The sequence below is a fragment of the Cohnella hongkongensis genome, assembly GCF_042654645.1.
Taxonomy (GTDB): domain Bacteria; phylum Bacillota; class Bacilli; order Paenibacillales; family Paenibacillaceae; genus Cohnella; species Cohnella hongkongensis.
This window is the reverse complement of record NZ_JBHSEP010000001.1, coordinates 1-18425: the sequence shown is the minus strand read 5'-3', so window position 1 is coordinate 18425 and position 18425 is coordinate 1. Positions and strand designations below refer to the sequence as shown.

Here is an 18425-nt window from a genome sequence, read left to right as displayed (position 1 = left end):
GCGCGGCTCTTTCCTCGTAATCCCTTCTAATCAGGATTATGTGGGAGGGGCAGGAGCAATGCTGTCAGGTTAAGCAAACGGTCAAAAAGCAGCCTAGCAGAATCGTCTCAATTGAGAGTTAATCTTAAACCGAATCGCAAGTCGGGTTCTTACCGTTGCTGCTGCTCCTCCTTCGCATGATTCAGAAAATCAAAGCAACTTGAGTTGGTTGAATTCGGGAGATGTTCGTGCGCGGCGGAGTCCTGACGGTCATCGCGATCAAAGGCCAACCCGCGCTACCCCACCAACCTGCGCCAGTCCGCCAACCCGCGCCAACCCACCAACCTACGCCAGCCCACTCCAACTCGCGCCAACACATGCCAGCCCACCAACTCGCGCCAGCCCACCAACACATGCCAGCCCACCAACTTGCACCAGCCCATCGCCCACTCCAACTCGTGCCAACACATGCCAGCCCACCAACACACGCTAGCCCACCAACCTGCGCCAGCCCACCACTTGCGCCAGCCGACCGCCCACTCCAACTCGCGCCAACACATGCCAGCCCGCTAACGTAACGGTTGCCAGCGCGGCTAATCGTGCTGTTTTCGCAATATGGAGATTGTAACGGTTGCAGCAGCGGCTATTTCAGCTGAAAATGCGCCGTTTCGCTCGTCAACCCCAAAATAAGCGCGGTGGCAACCGTTAGCTTCTCCTTTTTAGAGAAAACGATCGATTAAGCGCCACTGCAACCGTTAGACGTTGAAGGCAGGATGGCGCCACGATCGCATACGACAACGGCTTAACCCGACAACATTGGGGCATGAGTGCTCCTTTTCCCGATATCCCTTCGAGTCAGGAATACAGGGCGGGACCTCGATTAGTCTTCCGTATTTCTCGCCAGCCGGCAAGTATGTTATGATTTTGGAAGATTGTCGGGGATTTGCTATTTGAGGGGAGAAGGAGAGACGAGTATGGCCAGTTTTGAAGAAGTTGTGCGCGGCCGACGCAGCATCGGCAAGGTGAAGGAGGATCCCGTTCCAAGGAAGCTGGTGGAGAAGCTGATCGAGGCGGCCGTATGGGCGCCTAACCATTTTCGGACGGAGCCTTGGCGGTTTATCGTCATGACCGGGGAGGGCCGGAAGGTTCTCGGCGAGGCCTATGCCGCTATCGCATCGGCAGGTTGGGGAGAGCTGGCGGAGGAGGAGCGCGCCGCGCGGCGTCAAGCGGAGGTGGCGAAGGCGCTTCGCGCTCCGGTCGTCATCGCGGCCGTCTGCTCGCCTTCCGACGATGCGCGGGCGCTCCCGCAGGAGGAGCTGGCGGCCGCGCATGCGGCGGTGCAAAACCTGCTGCTGGCCGCTCACGATAACGGACTCGGCGCCGTATGGCGCACCGGCGCTCCGGCATACCATCCGGTCATGAAGCAGGCGTTTAAGCTGGAGGACCGGGAGACTGTCGTCGGCTTCGTCTACGTCGGGTACCCCGACATGCCTCAGCCGGCAGCCGCTCGAACTCCCGCAGCCGAGAAAACGATCTGGCTGGAAGGGTAAGCGGAGGCGAAAGAGAGTCAGGCTTCATCGACAAGGAAAGATCCCCTTCGAGCAGACGGGCCATTAAGCGCCCTGTGCTCGAAGGGGATTTTTTGACGATTCGGCAAGTTTAGAATACGCTGTCCTGATCTGAATCCCTTCCGGCATCAACGGGAGCCCGCCAATCCCATGGACGGCGTAAACCGTTTAGCTTGGCGATTCAGATAGCCTAAAATAGGCTCCCCTTTTTTGAATCCCCTCCGACAAAAACGCGATTCTGCGTCTAGAGGACGCCGAACGCGCTTTTGCTTGCCTGCTCCCGATTTCCGGTTTAATAAATTCTTTAGGTTTTTCCGGCTTATTTATTAAAAATTCCCCTTTATCCTTAAGAAGGCAGAGGGGGAATCTAGGGATGAAGAAAGCGTTGTGCGGCGTTATTCTACTATTGCTGCTCGGATTCGGCTGGAATGCGCTCCGGCAGCCGTGGGCGGACGACGAGGCGGTCATCGTAGTGCTGGAAGGAGACGCGCCGGAGTGGCAGGAGCCGCAATCGGCCCGAAAGATGCTGACGATAGGCCGCGAGGAGATCAGTCGAGGCGATTTGCTGCTCGTCAATTCCCGTTACCCTGTGTCTAAGGGGGCGAAGCTGCCTGAAGTCGTCAACTTGTCCGAGCGGCCGGAGCTGGCGGAAGGCATCGGCATTGCAGGCGACGGGATCGAGCTGCCTCCGGATCTGCTGCGCAAATTCGTCGAGATGGTCGAAGCCGCCAGAGCGGACGGCGTGGATCAATTTCTGATTACGAGCGGCTACAGAAACGAGGAAAAACAGGCCGAGCTGTACGAGAGGCTGGGAGCGGATTACGCCAATCCGCCGGGCCATAGCGAGCATAACCTGGGGCTGTCTCTCGACGTCGGCTCCTCGCTCGGACTGATGAAGGATGCGCCGGAGGGCAAGTGGCTGGAGGAGAACGCCTGGAAGCACGGATTCGTGCTGCGTTATCCGGAGGACAAGACGGACATTACGGGCATCCGTCACGAGCCCTGGCATTTTCGCTACGTCGGACTCCCGCATAGCGCGATAATGCGGGAACAAAATAGGGTGCTGGAAGAATATCTGGACTACCTGAAAGAGCAAGGACGGATTCAGGCCGAAGTGAACGGAACGGCGTACGTCGTATCCTATTATTCCTTGAAGGACAGCCCGTCGCTATCGATTCCGGTATCGGGCAGCTATACGATCTCGGGGGACAACAAGGACGGCGTCATCGTCACGACTTGGGGAGCCGGATCGCCTGGCGCGAAGGAGGCCGGTCCTTCGTGAAGCTGCGAAATGCCGTACTGCGAGCGGCTCTCGTCGTCTATTTATATGTTCTCGTCCGAGTGATTCTGTTCAAAGGCCATCCCGCAGATGTCGCATTCTTGACAGAGCAGTGGAAGCTCAGCTTCCAGGAACCAGCGCGCATTCTGACGAGGATCCAACAAGGAAACCTGGTTCCGCTGCATGAAATAACGAGCGCGTTGTACGCGGGTACGAGACACGGCTCGGTGAACTTATATGGCAATCTTGCGATTTTTGTGCCGTTCGGGCTGCTGCTGGCAGCGCTCGGAGCCGGCAAGGCCGCAAGAGCCGCGGGGAAGGTCCTCGCATGCTCGTTTTTCCTCAGCTTAACGCTGGAAACGTCCCAGGCGGTCTTCTACATAGGCAGCTTTGACGTGGACGATCTGATTTTGAATACGGCGGGAGGAATGACCGGATGGGGGTTGTACGCCCTGTTCGCCGCTGCCGGGAGGAAAAAAGCGCGCGAAACGGTTGACGATTCTGATCGCGGACGACGATACGGAAATCGCCCACCTGGTCGAGCTGCATTTGGCCCGGCGGGGCTGTCTATCCCTCAAGGCAAAGAACGGGCAGGCGGTGGACGCGTTACCGAAGCATCCGACCGACTTGGCCCTTCTCGATATTATGACGCCGAGGCTGGACGGGGACGAAGCGACCCGGCAAATTCGCGACAAGCACCGTATGCCGATCCTCCACTTGAGCGTGAAGAGCTCCGAACTCGATAAAATCACCAGCGCGAAAAGCTCCGACCTCGATAAAATCACTGGTCTCATTCAGGGAGCCGACGACTTCATGACCAAGCCCCTTAATCCGATGGAATTGGTCGCGCGAGTGACGCCCAGCTGAGGCGTTCCTTGCAGTTCAACCGCCCTGTCGGGAAAGACAAGCAGACGATCGAGGCCGGAGGCCTCGTCATCCATCCCGGGGAGCGGACGGCGCTCGTCGGCGGCCGGCGCGCGTGAGCGTGACCCTCAAGGAATTCGATATTCCGTAACTCCTCGCCGCTTATCCGAAGAAGATGTCGTCCCGCGCCGAATTCGGCAGTTGTTGCCCAAGACATCCTTCCGACCGGCGAGAAGCTGAGCCAAGCGCTGGAGAAGGGATTTCGCCGAGAACTGCAAGGAGCGGCTAATGCCGAATCTGGCGCGCGATCTTCGCATCTCCGCCGAGAACTGCAAGGAGCGGCTAATGCCGAATCTGGCGCGCGATCTTCGCATCTCCGCCGAAAACTGGAAGGAGCGGCTAATGCCGAATCTGGCGCGCGATCTTTGCATCTCCGCCGAGAGCGACGCCGTTCGCGCCGTTTTCGAGATTCTCCTTTCTCGGAAGACTTGATTTTGCTGATAGGTGTGATAGACTTCTCCTACGACTATTATGACCTTCAGTCGTATTTCCTCCCCTTACGGACGTGCAATTTTTATCCTTTTCCGCAATTTTTACTCCTTTCCGGTCCACGTTCAGTTTTTGTTTAGTCGAAAATTGTATGATTATATAGTTTCAAAAAAAGACAAAAGAACATTAACTGGTTTTTTAGGTTTGGATTTACAGAGGTCGTTCTCTTAAAACGATTCGACGACTCGCCCGATGCGGGAAGACGAATGAAAAGGCAATTAAGGAGATTTCGTATCTTTCTCCTGTACATACTTTCGGATGGCGCGGGTTTGAAAGGTGCGTTGGTGCGACAAACCCAGATCAGCAGCAGCGTGGAGGGATACATCAATGTGATGGAACGTATAAAATACCCCGTAAAGACGAGAGATATCAAAATCAGCTTTATATTTCTGATGGGCGTGATGATTCTCATTTCGAATCTGCCTGCGTTCGTCAAAGCGGGTTCGTCGCCAGGGGCCATTTATTATGTTGCGCCATGGGGCTCGGATGCCCATGAGGGTACGGAGGCCGCGCCATGGAAGACGATTCAACATGCAGCAGATCGGCTTCGGCCTGGGGAGGCGGTGTTCGTCCGAGGAGGGATTTATCAAGAGAATATTACGATAAAGAGTTTCTCCGATTCGGGAGACTATATAACCTTTCAGGCCTATCCGGGAGAAACCCCCGTTATTAGCGGGGCGGAGAGCAGCAGCTCAAGCCTTGTCCAGTTTTACGGCGCGCGCAACGTTATTTTTGACGGCTTTGAGCTGACCGATTTTCAGGTTGGCGACCCCAAGAAGTATATTTCGGCCATTAAAGTCGTCGAAGGCTCCTCCAATCTGATCATTCAAAACAATCACATTCATCGCATAGCCCATACCGACCCGAATGGAAATGCCAACGGAATTGTCGTATACGGAAACCGCAGCACGGCAATCCAGAACGTTGCCATTATAGGCAATTACTTGCACGACCTGACTTTGGGCTCCAGCGAAGCGCTCACGATCGTAGGAAATGTCGACGGTTTTCTTGTGCAAAATAATGTGATTGAAAGAGTCAACAACATCGGCATCGATGTGGCGGGCTTCTATCAAACCTGTTCCGGGTCATGCGTCGATCAAGCCCGCAATGGCGTTGTGGCCGGCAATCGGGTTTCCTATGTCGACACCATCGACAATCCGGCCTATCGCGGCTACCGGGCTGCGGCGGCAATCTATGTGGATGGCGGCGCCTCTACTGTTATTGAGGGCAATGAAGTATTTTACAGCAATTATGGCATTGAAATAGCTAGCGAGCGCAAGGATGCCGCCGCAAGCTTCATCACATTGCGGAACAACTACATTCATCACAACCAGATGTCCGGTCTGATTATGGGAGGCTCCTCGCCGGACAACGGCGGCGCCAGGGATAACGTTGTCTTGAACAATACGTTCTATCTCAACAATCAGCTGCGCACCGGAGACGGCGAAATAACGTTCCAGCATCATGTGCAGAACAACGTCTTTGCCAACAATCTGCTGATTGCGGGCGCGGATACGCCGTTTATATTCGATAACCGCTCGACCAGCATGAACAACGTTTTTGATTATAATCAGTATTTTGCCGTCGAGGGGACAAGTCCCTCCTGGCTTTTCCAAAATGTTCTTTACGGCAGTCTCGACAGCTACAGGCAGTCGGCCAACCAGGATCCGAACGCCATATATGCCGATCCGATGCTGCGGCCTCGAAACGACGGGATGCCGGAATTGACCGCCGGTTCACCGGCGATCGATGCCGGAACGCGGCAATATCCGCAATTCGGGGATTTTGATTTGACAGCCTCGCCGCGGATTATCGGAAATTCGATCGACATCGGCGCAATCGAGTACAAGACGTCGACGTCTGAGCCGCCGACCGCGCCTCCGCAGAATCCGGAGCCGCCGATCGCGCCTCCGCATGTCCCGGAGCCGCCGACAGCGCCTCCGCAAAATCCGGAACCGCCGGCAAACCAGTCACCGTTTGTCATCGACGGCTTATCTGAGGACTGGGACCCCTATTCTCCGCTGGCCACGAGCGATTCGAATGCAAGGACGCTGAAGAGCGCGATAGTGGACGGGACGCTATACGTACTCCTTACGGGGCAACTGCTGAAGGAGAAAGGGCAATTCTATATTCGCACCGACAGCTTGGATTCCTTTGCCGTGCCGTTCTGGTCGAATCAACAAGCGAATTATTTGATTGAGAACGGAATCCTGTACCGGTACGCGGGAAGCGGCAAGGACTGGAGCTGGGAAAGGGTGAAAGATTACCGCGATCGCGAATCGGTGATTAACCATTCCACAATCGAAATGGCGATTCCGTTAACGGATTTGAGCGTTCGGGATAAGAAGCAAGTGATGATCGGGTATATATGGAAGGATTCCAGAAACGATCAATTGCCGGCCGGAGGAGCTATGGCCATGGTAACAGGCGATTCGGATCTTCCTCAGCCGACGCCCGAACCGACGCCGGCTCCCGTCTCTGTCATTCAAGTCGACGGACGGTCGGAGGACTGGAGCGATTTCCCGGCTCTTGCCGCCAAAGCGGATCGATCGCTGGCCGCCTATGTGACGAACGATTCGGAGTACCTGTATATTGCCATTCAAACGAACGGCTCGCCGAAGAAAAATCAGGTCTACATCGATTCGGATAACGACCGCGATTCCGGCTATCGGTCCTCCAGGTGGAAGGAGTCCGGGATAGACAATTTGGTTGAAAACGGAGCGCTGTACCGTTACGAGGGAGATAACAAAAATTGGGATTTCCGCAAGCTTTCGACGCTCGACAACGCTTCATACGTCAATGCCCAAGGCTTCATAGAATGGAAAGTCGGGTTGAAGGAGCTTGGAGTCGGGCCTGGCGGCACGATTGCGATCGGAGTCATGCTTGACGATCAGAAGTCTTTAAAGCTTCCTGAGGAGGAGGCGCTGTTCGAATATAAAATCACGAAGTAGTGCGCTCTGCACACGATAGTTATTAGAAGCGAGGTATGCGAGAAATGAAAGTATTGATTACCGGCGGATACGGTTTTATCGGTTCCCATGTCGCGGACCGGTTTTTCAAGGAAGGGTACGAAGTATTTATTATCGACAACCTGTCGACCGGGAATAAAGCGAATGTGCAAATCAAGCATCGCGGCTATACGCTGGATGTGACGGATCCCAAATGCGAAGAGATCTTCCGGGCGTATCGTTTTGATACCGTTGTGCACCTCGCGGCCCAGATCAGCGTCAGCAAATCCGTTGTCAACCCCCAGCTCGATACGGAATCCAATGTGTTGGGGACGGTCAACATGCTGGACCTGTCGGTCAAGTACGGGGTCAAACGATTTATTTACGCCTCATCGGCTGCCGTATACGGCCTCAGCGAGGCGCTGCCGCATCAGGAAACGAAGAGCGCGGACCCGATTGCGCCTTACGGGATGAGCAAATATGTCAACGAGTTTTACGCGGAAAAATGGCAGGACCTGTACGGCTTGTCGACAATCGGCTTTCGTTTCTCCAATGTGTACGGCCCCCGGCAAAATTCCGGCGGCGAGGGCGGGGTCATCTCGATCTTTATGAACAACATGCTGAAGGGCAAGCCCTTGCAGGTGTTTGGCGACGGCGAGCAAACAAGGGATTTCATCTATGTCGAGGACGTGGCCGACGCGCTGTATCGCAGCGTAAATGCATCGCACACGGGCGTTTACAATCTTTCCGTGAACCGTCCGGACTCGGTTAATGACATTATCCGATATCTCTCTGAAATCCGACCGGATGTGCAGGTTCAACACCAGCCGCCCCGACAGCAGGATATTCGGCATTCGCAGTTGGACAATACGTCCATCATGCGGGATTTGGACTGGTCGCCGCTCTACAATCTTAAAGAAGGCTTGGAGCGCACGTACGCTTATTTCGTCAGCCAGATCGGGCAAAATGAGGCCGCGGCATCAGCCGCGGCAGAGCTGGCGCCGAAAAAAGCCCGTCCTAAAATGCCGAAGTGGCTAATGCCGACGCTTGAAAATGCGCTGGCCTTCGCGCTGACCGCCTGGCTGAGCCTGAGCATCGTGAGCAACATGTACGGCGTAATCGATGTCAAGCTGTTTTACATTACGATCATAGGCATTTTATACGGCAATCGCCAGGCGCTGCTGGCCGTGGCGTTGTCGATCGGCTTGCTCACCTATCAAGAGCTGCAGGCAGGCAGAGACCCCGTATCGCTTACCTACGACACCGATTTCTTTTTCAGCATTGCGATCTATCTGTTTATCGGACTTGTTGTCGGCTATGCGATACAGCGAAAAAACGTGCGCATTGCGCAGCAAGAGCGAAAAGCAGCCGAAGCTACCGAACGCTATGAGTTTCTGGAAGATATCTATAAAGAGGTGCGCGAAGTTAAGGACGAGCTTCAGCTCCGTATCATGAACGCGGGCGACAGCTACGGCAAAATCTATTATGCTACGAAAGAGCTCGAGAGCTTGGAGCCGGAAACGGTCTTCAACTCCGCCGTTAACGTTGTCAAATCGATTATGCGCGTCGAGAAGGTTGCCATCTATCGTCTGAACAAGCATCAAAATTTTCTAAGGCTGCTCGCCAGCTCGGGCTACGACGCAAATTTGCTGGACAAGTCCTTGCGCGTATCGGATTTTAGCTACCTGCAGCTCATCCTGCAAGACGGGCAAATCTACATGAACAAGCACCTCGAGCAGGACAAACCGTTAATGGCGGCGCCGCTCTTATATCAAAACCGGGTTGCCGCAGTTATTGCCATTGATGGCATGAAATTCGAAAGCTTCTCCTTGTACCAGCAAAATCTGTTTCGGATTACGACCGATTTGATCGCTTCATCGTTAAGCAAGGCCTTCACCTTTATTGAAGCAACGGAAAACAATCGGTACGTTGAAGGAACGAAAATTATGCAGCCGGCTGTCTTTAAGGAAATTGTGCAGGCCAAGCAGGAGGCGAAGCTGCAGCATCAAATCCCGTACCTGCTGCTGCAGTGCAACCTGAACCAGTATTCTCAGCAGCAGGCGGCGCAATTTATCGAGCCGCTGCTCCGCGAAACGGATTATGTCGGTCTTACGGAAGAGCGGCAGCTTCAGCTGCTGCTGTCGAATACGAGCAAGCAGGATCTGGACCTTATTATGCCGCGGCTGTCTCATCCGGAATTTTCATTTACCGTCGTAAACGAGGAGTGAGCGAATGCTTTGGCTTTATTACGGACTCTATCTCATCCTATCTGCTGCGGCGCTTGCCCTGTTAAACCGGCAAGATAAACAGCTGCTGCTGATCAAGCTGTTAATCGTAGCCAGCATTCCGGGCCTGGGCTGGCTCTTGCCGACGATATGGAGTCAAAAACCGCGCCCCCGCTCCGAGCAACAATTCGCGGAATATGTAGAACAACAGGAACGAGAGCATTCCATTCGCCGAATCGGGGTGTTTCACGGCGTTGAAAAGCAGCGGGAGCTGGATGTGGTGCCGATTGAGGATGCGTTGGTGGCCAGCCGCCATCAAGATCGGCGGCAAGCGCTGATTGAAGTGCTGAAACAGGACACGATCAAATATATCGAGGTTTTGCAGCTTGCGGTAAACAATGAGGATACGGAAACCTCGCATTACGCAGTAAGCGCGATTATGGAAATGAAGCGGAAGCTGTTGATTGCCCTGCAGGAACTGGAAGTGCGTTACGAGCAGGATCAGCGTCATGCGGAAACCGCCAAAGCTTACATCGACGTATTGGCGGTTTACGTGAGAAGCGGTTTTCTCGACGAGCGGACGAAGAGAAAATACCAATATACGTATTTGTCCGTTTTAACGAATTATTTGAAGCAGCACGAGAAGGAAGAGCTGCTGTTTGCGGCCAAGCTGGAAACGGAAATCGAACTGGGCATCTTTGCCGAAGCCGAGCAGACCGCTCTTCAATACGTCGAATGTTTTCCGTTAAGCGAGCAAGCCTATTTGTCCTTAATGAAATATTATTTTACCGTCCGCTCCAGCCGCAAGCTGGAGGAGACGCTCATACGCTTGAAAAATTCGCCGATTCGCTTGTCGAATGCCGGGCTGACTGCAGTGCGGTTTTGGTCTGAAGGGGAAGCCAATGAACAACAACGTCAGATTTAGAAGAAACGTCTATATTATTCTGGTTGGCATACTTGTTTTTGGCATTGTTTCACAGCTTGCTCGGTCGGATCTCGTTCTGAAGTATGTGTCTAACAACAATAAAATGTCATTGACGGAGTGGCGGGAGTTTCAACAGTCGATCGAGCCCGCGGATATGCTTGTGGCGAATAGTCAAGCATCCGGCGCGCACTGTATGGTCTATGACAGTCAGGACGAATTGAGCGCCAAGTATTACGGCAATTTTAAGGAAGTTTACCGTTATATCAAGCAGCCTTATACGATTCAGGATGTCGCCGCGGACGATATCGGCTTCGAATCGTGCCAGGCCGTCATCCTGCTTAACAGCATGGAAACGATGCCGGACGCCATTGACGAACTCGAGCGGTATATTGCCCAAGGCGGCTATCTCTTCCTGACCAGAATGGATCACCCGGGTCCTGTTCTCACCCGCATCTATCGCAAAATCGGAATCGTTAATTACCGGTATGTCATTGGAAATCACGATATCGAAATGACTTCGAACGTGCTGATCGGACAAAAGAACCAGAAATTCGCCGACGATTATTTCTATAACGACTCGCTTTCTGTCGAACTGGATCATGACAGCGAGCTGCTGGCCAAAGGAGAGCTGTCACCGGTCATTTGGCGCTACGAATACGGCGATGGCGCCGTAATGGTTTACAACGGAAACAACTTGTTTACGAAATCGAATCGCGGCTTGGTCGTCGGCGCGCTCAGCATGCTGATTCCAGACTACATTTATCCGATTTTTAACGCCAAGCTGTTCTATATCGACGACTATCCCGCGCCGATGAGTAAAGACATTAACCTTGACATTTACGCGGACTATAAACGCAATATCGCTTCGTTCTTCAAGGATATTTGGTGGCCGGATATGATTCGGGCGGCGAAAAAATACGATTTGAAATATACGGCCGTTGCGATTCAAGACTATAACGACACGGTGGCCGCGCCTCTTCCTCCCTACCGGCAAGAGGATCTGACCAACCTGATCGTATACGGCCGCGAGGTGCTGAAGAGCGGCGGCGAAATCGGCATACACGGCTACAATCATCAGCCCTTGCAGTTTCGGGAGGATATCGCCAAAGCGTATCACTATCATACGTGGAAATCCTATGAGGATATCGAGACCTCCGTACAGACGGTCGTTGCCTTTTTGGAAAAGGCGTTTCCGAACTACGACACGGTCAGCTATGTGCCTCCTTCCAACGTATTGAGCAGAGAGGGCAGGAAGGCTCTGGTCGACAACTGGGACAGCTTGCGCGTCATTTCGAGTCTGTACGAGGAGGATCCGCGGGATTTCTCCTATGTGCAGGAGTTTGAAATTGCCGAGGACGGGATTGTAGAAATGCCGCGCATTACGTCCGGTTATGCCGAATCGCCCGATATGCTCTGGTTGGAGGCGAGCGTGATGACCGCGCACGGGTTTTTCTCGCACTTTATCCATCCCGACGATCTGCTGGATGTGCGGAGGGGCAAGAAGAAAAGCTGGAAAAACCTGTACCAGGACTTCGAGCATCTGCTTGACCGGGTCAGCGATACCTATCCCTGGCTAAAGGCGCAAACCTCCGGGGACGCCGCCATGCATGTGGCAGCGGTGCTGAACAGCCGAATCGCACGCAAGCAAACGGATTCGGAATTAGGGGTCGACATTGAGAATTACCATACCCGGCAGTACTTTATTCTTCGCTCCGACAAGAAAATCGGCAAGCTGACCAACTGTCACGTCCAACGGATCGACGAAAATACGTATTTGGTTGAAGCGACAAACGCGCAATTCAATATCGAACTGAAGTAGGTGAGAACTTGAGAATATGCATCATTGCCGAAGGCTCCTACCCTTATGTCACGGGGGGCGTCTCCAGTTGGATTCATCAGATTGCCACGCAAATGCAGGAGCATGAATTTATCATTTATACGATCGCCGCCCAGCGAACGCAGAAAGGAAAATTCAAATACAACCTGCCGGACAATGTGATCGAGGTCAAGGAGACCTTTCTCGACGCCTATCTGACAGAGGAAGGGAAATGGGGAACGCGGTTTCATCTCTCGGACGGGGACCGCGACAACCTGATGCGGCTTCTGGGAGACGCGGGAACGGTGGAATGGCGGGAGCTGTTCGCGCTGCTGCGCAAGGAGCAGTATGCTCGCGTATCGGACTTTTTGCAAAGCAAAGATTTCTACGATGTGCTTCAGGCGTTATGCCTGAAGCGCTATCCGCTTGTCCCCTTCACGGAAATGTTCTGGACGGTTCGTTCGATGATTCTTCCGTTGTTTCTGACGATTCGGGAGAACATTCCGCAAGCCGATCTGTATCACAGCGTATCCACCGGTTATGCCGGCGTAGTCGGCGCTCTTGCCAAGCAGCTGTACGGGATGCCGTTTCTCCTGACCGAGCACGGCATTTACTCGCGGGAAAGGGAAGAGGAAATTATTAAGGCCGATTGGGTGAAAGGGTATTTCAAGGATTTGTGGATTCAATACTTCTATCGCCTGTCGGGCAGCGCCTATGAGCATGCGGATCAAGTCACGACTTTGTTTAACCGCAACCGCGAAATCGAAATCGAACTGGGCTGCGACGCGAATAAAATCCAGGTCATCCCCAACGGGGTTCAAGTCGAAAGATACGATCGGCTGGATCGGCAAAAACCCGGCGACCAGCTTTATCTCGGCGCCATTATTCGCGTCGTGCCGATTAAAGATATTAAAACGATGCTGCTAAGCTTCATGCTTGTGAAAGAAGAAAGACCGGACGCCGTATTCTATATTATGGGCTCTTACGATGAGGACGAGGAATATTACGAGGAATGCCTCAAGCTGGTAGACAGCCTGCAGCTGAAGGATGTTATCTTTACCGGAGCGGTCAACATTATGGAGTATATTGGAAAAATGGATATTCTGCTGCTGACGAGCATTAGCGAAGGACAGCCGCTCGCGATGCTGGAAGGGATGGCTGCCGCCAAGCCGTACGTCGCCACCAATGTCGGCAGCTGCAAGGAGTTGCTGGACGGGCTGGACGACGGGATCGGGCCCGCGGGCTTAGTGGTGCCGGTCATGCATGTCGAGCAAATCGCCCAGGCGGTTCTGCAGCTGGCAAGCAGCAAAAAAATGAGAGAAGAGTACGGACGGAACGCTTATGCTCGCGTTAGCCGCTATTATCGGCAAGAGGACGTCATTGCGAATTACCGGAAATTATATACTGAATTGGGAGGCGGGACAAATGGCGGGGATCGGATTCGAGCTGCGAAAGCTCTTTCGTAAAGAAGGGCTGCTCAACAATCTGCGTGCCTACGCATATTCCTCCATGACAACAGTCGGTCCTATGATCCTCTGCATGTCATTGATCATTATTTTACAACGCTTGATGTCGATTCATGACGGAACCTATCTGGATTGGGAACTGTACATTGCGACGGTGTCCTACTGCTTTATTTTTTCCATCGTGATGACTTCGGGGATCTCCCTCGTCGTTACGCGATATGTTTCGGACTGCTTGTACACCAAGCAATTCAGAAGGCTCATGTCCTCCTATTACGGCGTGCTGAGCATTATCGTGCCGATCGCCTCTATTACGGCTGCGATCTTTTTAAGCCGGGTAGACGGAAGTCTGGCTTACAAATTCAGCGCCTTTTTCTTTTTTGTTTTTCTCGTGATGATTTGGATACAGGGCGTCTACCTGTCCGCGTTAAAGGATTATATGCGAATTGCGCGCAGCTTTCTGAGCGGCGCCGGGATCGCCGTGCTGGTCGCCTGGGTTCTGATGAAATACTTCTCGATCTCTACCCTGTTGGGCGCCTTTATTGGACTGGATGCAGGTTTTTTGACCATATGCCTTTTGACAGGGCTTCACATGCACCATAAGTTCCCCAAAGCCGATTCCGGCAAATATTACGAATTTTTGCTGCACATGAAAAAGTATCCCGCCTTGTTCTTCAGCGGCATGCTGGTTTATTCCGGCATCTATTTGCATAACTTTGTTTACTGGTTCAGCGAGAACGGTCAATTGATCGGGGGCGCCTATCGGGTCTTCATGTTTTACGACGTTCCTGTTTTTTATGCCTTCCTGACCGTGCTGCCTACGCTCGTCACTTTTGTCGTGTCCGTCGAAACGTCGTTCTTCGAGAAATTTCGCCACTATTATTTGTACATCAGCGCCGACGGCACCATACAAGATATTCAAAACGCCAAAAAACAAATGCAAAAAACGCTGATGCGGGAAATCAGCTTTCTGATGGAAATTCAGCTTGTCGTGACGGTTCTGTCGCTTGGCGCGGGAATGCTGCTGTTGCCGAAAATCGGCTTTACGATGCAGCAGCTCGATCTTTTCATTATTCTGGCGCTCGCTTATTACTTGTTTATTATGTTGTTCTCCTTCGTCCATATTCTGATGTATTTCGACGACCGCAAAGGCGTGCTTTGGACAAGCTTGCTGTTCGTGGCGCTCAATATCGGCTGCACGATTGCGACGATGCAGCTGAATTATGACGGCCTGGGCATGTTCATCGCTTCGTTCGTCTCGCTGCTGGCCGTGAGTGCGCGGCTGCTCTACGTGGTGCGCAATATCGACTACTATACGTTCTGCGCGCAGCCGATCAGCAACAAGGCACGCCATAAACGCGGCAAAGGCAAAGCAGGCATCGTCGCAACGATGCTTGTCGCGTGTCTGCTGGCGACGGCGTGCAGCTCAGGGCCCCCTTCCCAGATTGAAGCGAACGATAGCCCTGCCAAGATGATCACGGTCGATCACGACTATAGATTAAAAGACGACAAGAGGCTGTATAATCGCGATCAGGACGATTCGCTTAAAGCGCTGTACGTTACCGTGCTGCCGGCAAAAGGGGAAAATTCTTCGTTCGACTGGTACGCATTAAACCGCCAGGTGGACAAGGAATTGGGGAAATCGCTTGAAGTTATCGTGCAGGAGGGGCTGCCGGACGGATCCGGACCCAAGTCCGGCATGTTCGAGCATGATGCGACAGCGGCCAATGCGTCGATTGCGGTGCGCGGCAACTCGGCCTGGTCGCGCGTTCAAAAGTCCTATAGGCTGAAGCTGTACGAGGAGACCGGGCTGTACATGGATCAGCGAACGCTGAATCTGAACAAGCATATTGACGATCTGTCGCGGCTTCGCAACAAGCTTAGCTTCGATTTGATGGAAACTCTTCCGGATATGACCAGCCTGAGGACGCAGTTTGTCCGGCTCTACGTGAAAGATCTTAGCCAGGGGGAGAAGGAAGCCCCCTATGTCGACTATGGTTTATACACGAATGTAGAACAGCCGAACAAACGGTTTTTGAAAGCTCATATGCTGGATCCGAACGCCTATTTGTATAAAGTCAAATTTTTCGAATTTCACCGCTATCCCGACCAGATTAAATCGACGACGGACGAAACCTACGATGTCGCCAAATTCGAGGAGATTTTGGAAATCAAGGGGCGCGAAGAGCACGACAAGCTGATCGCCATGCTGGAGGCCGTCAACGATTACAGCATTCCGATCGAAGAGACCGTGGAAAAGTATTTCGACCTTGACAACTTCCTGACATGGACAGCCATGAATATTTTAATGGACAACATGGATACGGACGCCAATAACTTTTTCCTGTACTCTCCGCTTAATATCGACAAGTGGTATTTTCTTCCTTGGGATTACGACGGCGGATGGGAGCTTCAAAGAAATATGAAGTTTATTCGTCCGTATCAAGCCGGTCTAAGCAATTACTGGGGAGTTGAATTGCATAACCGTTACTTCCGCAATCAGGAGAATGTCAACAAGCTAACCGAAAAAATGGAAGAGCTCAGCCAATACATTAATGAGGAAACCGTAAAGGCGCAAATCGACAAATACCGCGCAATCGTCGAGCCATTCGTCGGCCGGATGCCGGACATTCAATATTTGCCCGATCGTCTGTCCGCTTACGATGAAGACATCCAACGGATTATCGACACGCCCAAACGGGCGCTGGAGCGCTACTACGACGACTTGGAAAAGCCCAAACCGTTCTATTTGAACGAAGCGACGCAGCGCGACGGCCGGATCTATTTCGACTGGGGAGTATCGTTCGACCTGCAGGCCGACGAGCTGACCTATGAAATGGTCATTGCCAAAAACAAAGAATTTACGGATATCGTCTACGAAAATAAACAACTGCGGGAAATCTCGCATTCGATTCCGGAGCTGGCTCCCGGCCGGTATTTCTGGCGGGTGGATGTCGTGGACGACAAAGGCAATCGGCAGTTCAACTTTGAAATCTACACGGACGAGGAAGGCGATATGTACTACGGCATAAAGGATTTTGAGGTGAACTGAATGCGGCTGAGAGGGAAGCGGCTACGTACGGAGCAGAAATACTACATCCATATGCACGATTATTTGGGATTGCGCATGAGGCTTTCTCAGCTGATGACGCTTGATCCGAATTCGGTCGATGTCGACGGCTACAATATCCGCAGCCTGTACTTCGACGACCCGCGCAAAACCGCGCTGGAAACGAAAAACGACGGCGTCTTCAGACGGCAAAAGTTCCGAATCCGCATCTACAACGGCTCGGACAAGCACATCGCGCTGGAACGGAAAAGCAAGTTGGGGGAATACGTCGCGAAGGAATCGATTCGCATCCCCAGAGAGCAGTACGACCAAATTCTGCATGGAAATTACGACAGCTTGTATGAAGGCGAGGATCCGTTAGCGCGAGATTTCTACGCCTCCATGACGGCTGGCGGATATCGGCCGACCGTTATCGTCGATTATTGGCGGGAAGCGTTTATCTATCCGCATGGGAATGTTCGAATCACCTTTGACAAGCGTCTTGCGGTAGCCGCTAACCAGCTGGATCTTTTTCATTCCGAGCTGTTATTTTCCGAGATTAGCATGCCTGGCGTCACCATCATGGAGGTAAAATTCGACGAGGTGCTGCCTAACGTCGTCAGGGAACTGATTACGCCGGCCTATCATCTGCGATCTACGATTTCCAAGTATGTCCTGTGCAGAGAGAAACTCATGCTGCTGCATACACAATGATGCTGTTAGAGAACAGGTTGGAGGACCGTTATGAATTTTGAGGACATTATTAAGAAGAGCGTATTGACACTGGAAAGCTTCCAGACGGTTTCCTATTACGAGGCCAGCATCAGCTTGGCGATTTCCTTCGCAATCGGGATGTTTATTTACGCCATCTATCGTAAAACGTTCCGCGGCGTCGTGTACAGCTACAACTACAATGTGTCGTTCGTCTTGATCACCATGATTACGACGCTGGTCATTATGACGATCAGCACGAACATCGTCTTGTCGCTGGGAATGGTCGGCGCGCTCAGCATCGTTCGTTTCCGTACTGCGGTAAAGGATCCGCTGGACGTCGTCTACATGTTTTGGGCGTTATCCGCCGGCATTGCCACTGGCGCCAAAGTCTATCCGCTCGCGCTTGGCGGCTCCTTGTTAATCGGCCTTGTCATCGTCTGGCTCAGCAAGCGAAAAATCCGGGAGGAGGCGTTCCTCCTGATTATTCGCCACACCGACGAAGCCACTGCCGCTTTGCGAACGGAAATGAAAAAGCTGAGCGGGAAGCTCAAATCGAAAAATGTGCGCAAAAATTATACGGAAGTCACCTACGAAATCAAGCTTGTCGACGACAATACTTCTTTTCTGCAAACCATTATCGAGCTGCCGGGCGTAAGCGATGCGTCCTTGGTCAACTACACGGGAGACTACGCGCAGTAATCGCGAAGCATCCAAGCTCCGAAACAGCCAGCGAACCTGCTGGCTGTTTATTTGTCTAAGAAAACCCCCAGTTCGACTGGGGGTTCAGGAAAGCTTATAGCTATGAGTAAAAATCCCTTGACCTTTATGATAAGATGGTAGCCGGTCTGCCAACCGCACCATCGAATCAAGGAGGACAAGGGAATGGATAAGAGCAGTCTAGCACATACGCGCTGGAACTAGCGAGAAATTGGGAAAATCATTCGAGAATTATGTGAGCGCAAAGGTGTAGAGATCCACGAAGCAGAAGCGTGTCCAGATCATATTCATATGTTGGTGAGTATTCCACCAAAGTTGAGCGTGTCGGA

13 protein-coding genes and 1 pseudogene are annotated in these 18425 nt (G+C 52.6%); all 14 read left to right on the top strand.

Features of this window, described 5'->3' with window-relative positions; all coding sequences use genetic code 11:
* Positions 1-953: 953 nt before the first annotated feature.
* The gene (locus ACFO3S_RS00070; protein ID WP_378090943.1) at positions 954-1529 is read left to right on the top strand and encodes a nitroreductase family protein; all 576 of its coding nucleotides are present in this window, start codon (positions 954-956) and stop codon (positions 1527-1529) included.
* Positions 1530-1920: 391 nt separating this feature from the next.
* The gene (locus ACFO3S_RS00065; RefSeq protein ID WP_378090942.1) at positions 1921-2829 is read left to right on the top strand and encodes a M15 family metallopeptidase; all 909 of its coding nucleotides are present in this window, start codon (positions 1921-1923) and stop codon (positions 2827-2829) included.
* A pseudogene (locus ACFO3S_RS00060) lies at positions 2826-3272 on the top strand (VanZ family protein); the annotation flags it as partial. The gene ACFO3S_RS00065 and the pseudogene ACFO3S_RS00060, both read left to right, overlap by 4 nt.
* Before the next feature lie 46 nt (positions 3273-3318).
* Positions 3319-3693 (top strand): response regulator transcription factor, encoded by a 375-nt coding sequence (locus tag ACFO3S_RS00055; protein WP_378090940.1) that lies wholly within the window; start codon positions 3319-3321, stop codon positions 3691-3693.
* Positions 3694-3978: 285 nt separating this feature from the next.
* On the top strand, positions 3979-4182 hold the full coding sequence (locus tag ACFO3S_RS00050; RefSeq protein WP_378090938.1) for a hypothetical protein: 204 nt from the start codon (positions 3979-3981) through the stop codon (positions 4180-4182).
* 389 nt (positions 4183-4571) lie between these two features.
* Positions 4572-7190 carry a right-handed parallel beta-helix repeat-containing protein gene (locus ACFO3S_RS00045; protein WP_378090936.1) on the top strand — a complete coding sequence of 873 codons (2619 nt, stop codon included), beginning with the start codon at positions 4572-4574 and terminating at the stop codon, positions 7188-7190.
* A 44-nt stretch (positions 7191-7234) separates the two neighbouring features.
* Complete coding sequence (locus ACFO3S_RS00040) at positions 7235-9415, top strand: NAD-dependent epimerase/dehydratase family protein (protein WP_378090934.1); 2181 nt, start codon at positions 7235-7237, stop codon at positions 9413-9415.
* Positions 9416-9419: 4 nt separating this feature from the next.
* Complete coding sequence (locus tag ACFO3S_RS00035) at positions 9420-10337, top strand: hypothetical protein (protein ID WP_378090932.1); 918 nt, start codon at positions 9420-9422, stop codon at positions 10335-10337.
* On the top strand, positions 10315-12156 hold the full coding sequence (locus ACFO3S_RS00030; RefSeq protein WP_378090930.1) for a DUF2194 domain-containing protein: 1842 nt from the start codon (positions 10315-10317) through the stop codon (positions 12154-12156). Before ACFO3S_RS00035 ends, ACFO3S_RS00030 begins: the two co-directional genes overlap by 23 nt.
* Positions 12157-12164: 8 nt before the next feature.
* Positions 12165-13619 carry a GT4 family glycosyltransferase PelF gene (gene pelF, locus ACFO3S_RS00025; RefSeq protein ID WP_378090928.1) on the top strand — a complete coding sequence of 485 codons (1455 nt, stop codon included), beginning with the start codon at positions 12165-12167 and terminating at the stop codon, positions 13617-13619.
* Positions 13579-16668 (top strand): exopolysaccharide Pel transporter PelG, encoded by a 3090-nt coding sequence (pelG, locus tag ACFO3S_RS00020; protein ID WP_378090926.1) that lies wholly within the window; start codon positions 13579-13581, stop codon positions 16666-16668. Before pelF ends, pelG begins: the two co-directional genes overlap by 41 nt.
* The gene (locus ACFO3S_RS00015) at positions 16669-17379 is read left to right on the top strand and encodes a polyphosphate polymerase domain-containing protein (RefSeq protein ID WP_378090924.1); all 711 of its coding nucleotides are present in this window, start codon (positions 16669-16671) and stop codon (positions 17377-17379) included. It begins immediately after the preceding gene.
* A 30-nt stretch (positions 17380-17409) separates the two neighbouring features.
* A complete protein-coding gene (locus ACFO3S_RS00010; protein ID WP_378090922.1) occupies positions 17410-18078 on the top strand; it encodes a DUF4956 domain-containing protein in 669 nt (222 codons plus the stop codon).
* Between the two features lie 228 nt (positions 18079-18306).
* Positions 18307-18425: transposase (locus ACFO3S_RS00005; RefSeq protein WP_378092203.1), on the top strand; the 119-nt coding region annotated here is incomplete at its 3' end.

Bases quoted from the DNA above. Each gene is read 5' to 3' on its own strand.
- ACFO3S_RS00070 (WP_378090943.1), top strand. From the start codon at position 954: ATGGCCAGTTTTGAAGAAGTTGTGCGCGGCCGACGCAGCATCGGCAAG.
- ACFO3S_RS00065 (WP_378090942.1), top strand. From the start codon at position 1,921: ATGAAGAAAGCGTTGTGCGGCGTTATTCTACTATTGCTGCTCGGATTC.
- ACFO3S_RS00050 (WP_378090938.1), top strand. From the start codon at position 3,979: ATGCCGAATCTGGCGCGCGATCTTCGCATCTCCGCCGAGAACTGCAAG.
- ACFO3S_RS00045 (WP_378090936.1), top strand. From the start codon at position 4,572: ATGGAACGTATAAAATACCCCGTAAAGACGAGAGATATCAAAATCAGC.
- ACFO3S_RS00040 (WP_378090934.1), top strand. From the start codon at position 7,235: ATGAAAGTATTGATTACCGGCGGATACGGTTTTATCGGTTCCCATGTC.
- ACFO3S_RS00035 (WP_378090932.1), top strand. From the start codon at position 9,420: ATGCTTTGGCTTTATTACGGACTCTATCTCATCCTATCTGCTGCGGCG.
- ACFO3S_RS00030 (WP_378090930.1), top strand. From the start codon at position 10,315: ATGAACAACAACGTCAGATTTAGAAGAAACGTCTATATTATTCTGGTT.
- pelG (WP_378090926.1), top strand. From the start codon at position 13,579: ATGGCGGGGATCGGATTCGAGCTGCGAAAGCTCTTTCGTAAAGAAGGG.
- ACFO3S_RS00015 (WP_378090924.1), top strand. From the start codon at position 16,669: ATGCGGCTGAGAGGGAAGCGGCTACGTACGGAGCAGAAATACTACATC.
- ACFO3S_RS00010 (WP_378090922.1), top strand. From the start codon at position 17,410: ATGAATTTTGAGGACATTATTAAGAAGAGCGTATTGACACTGGAAAGC.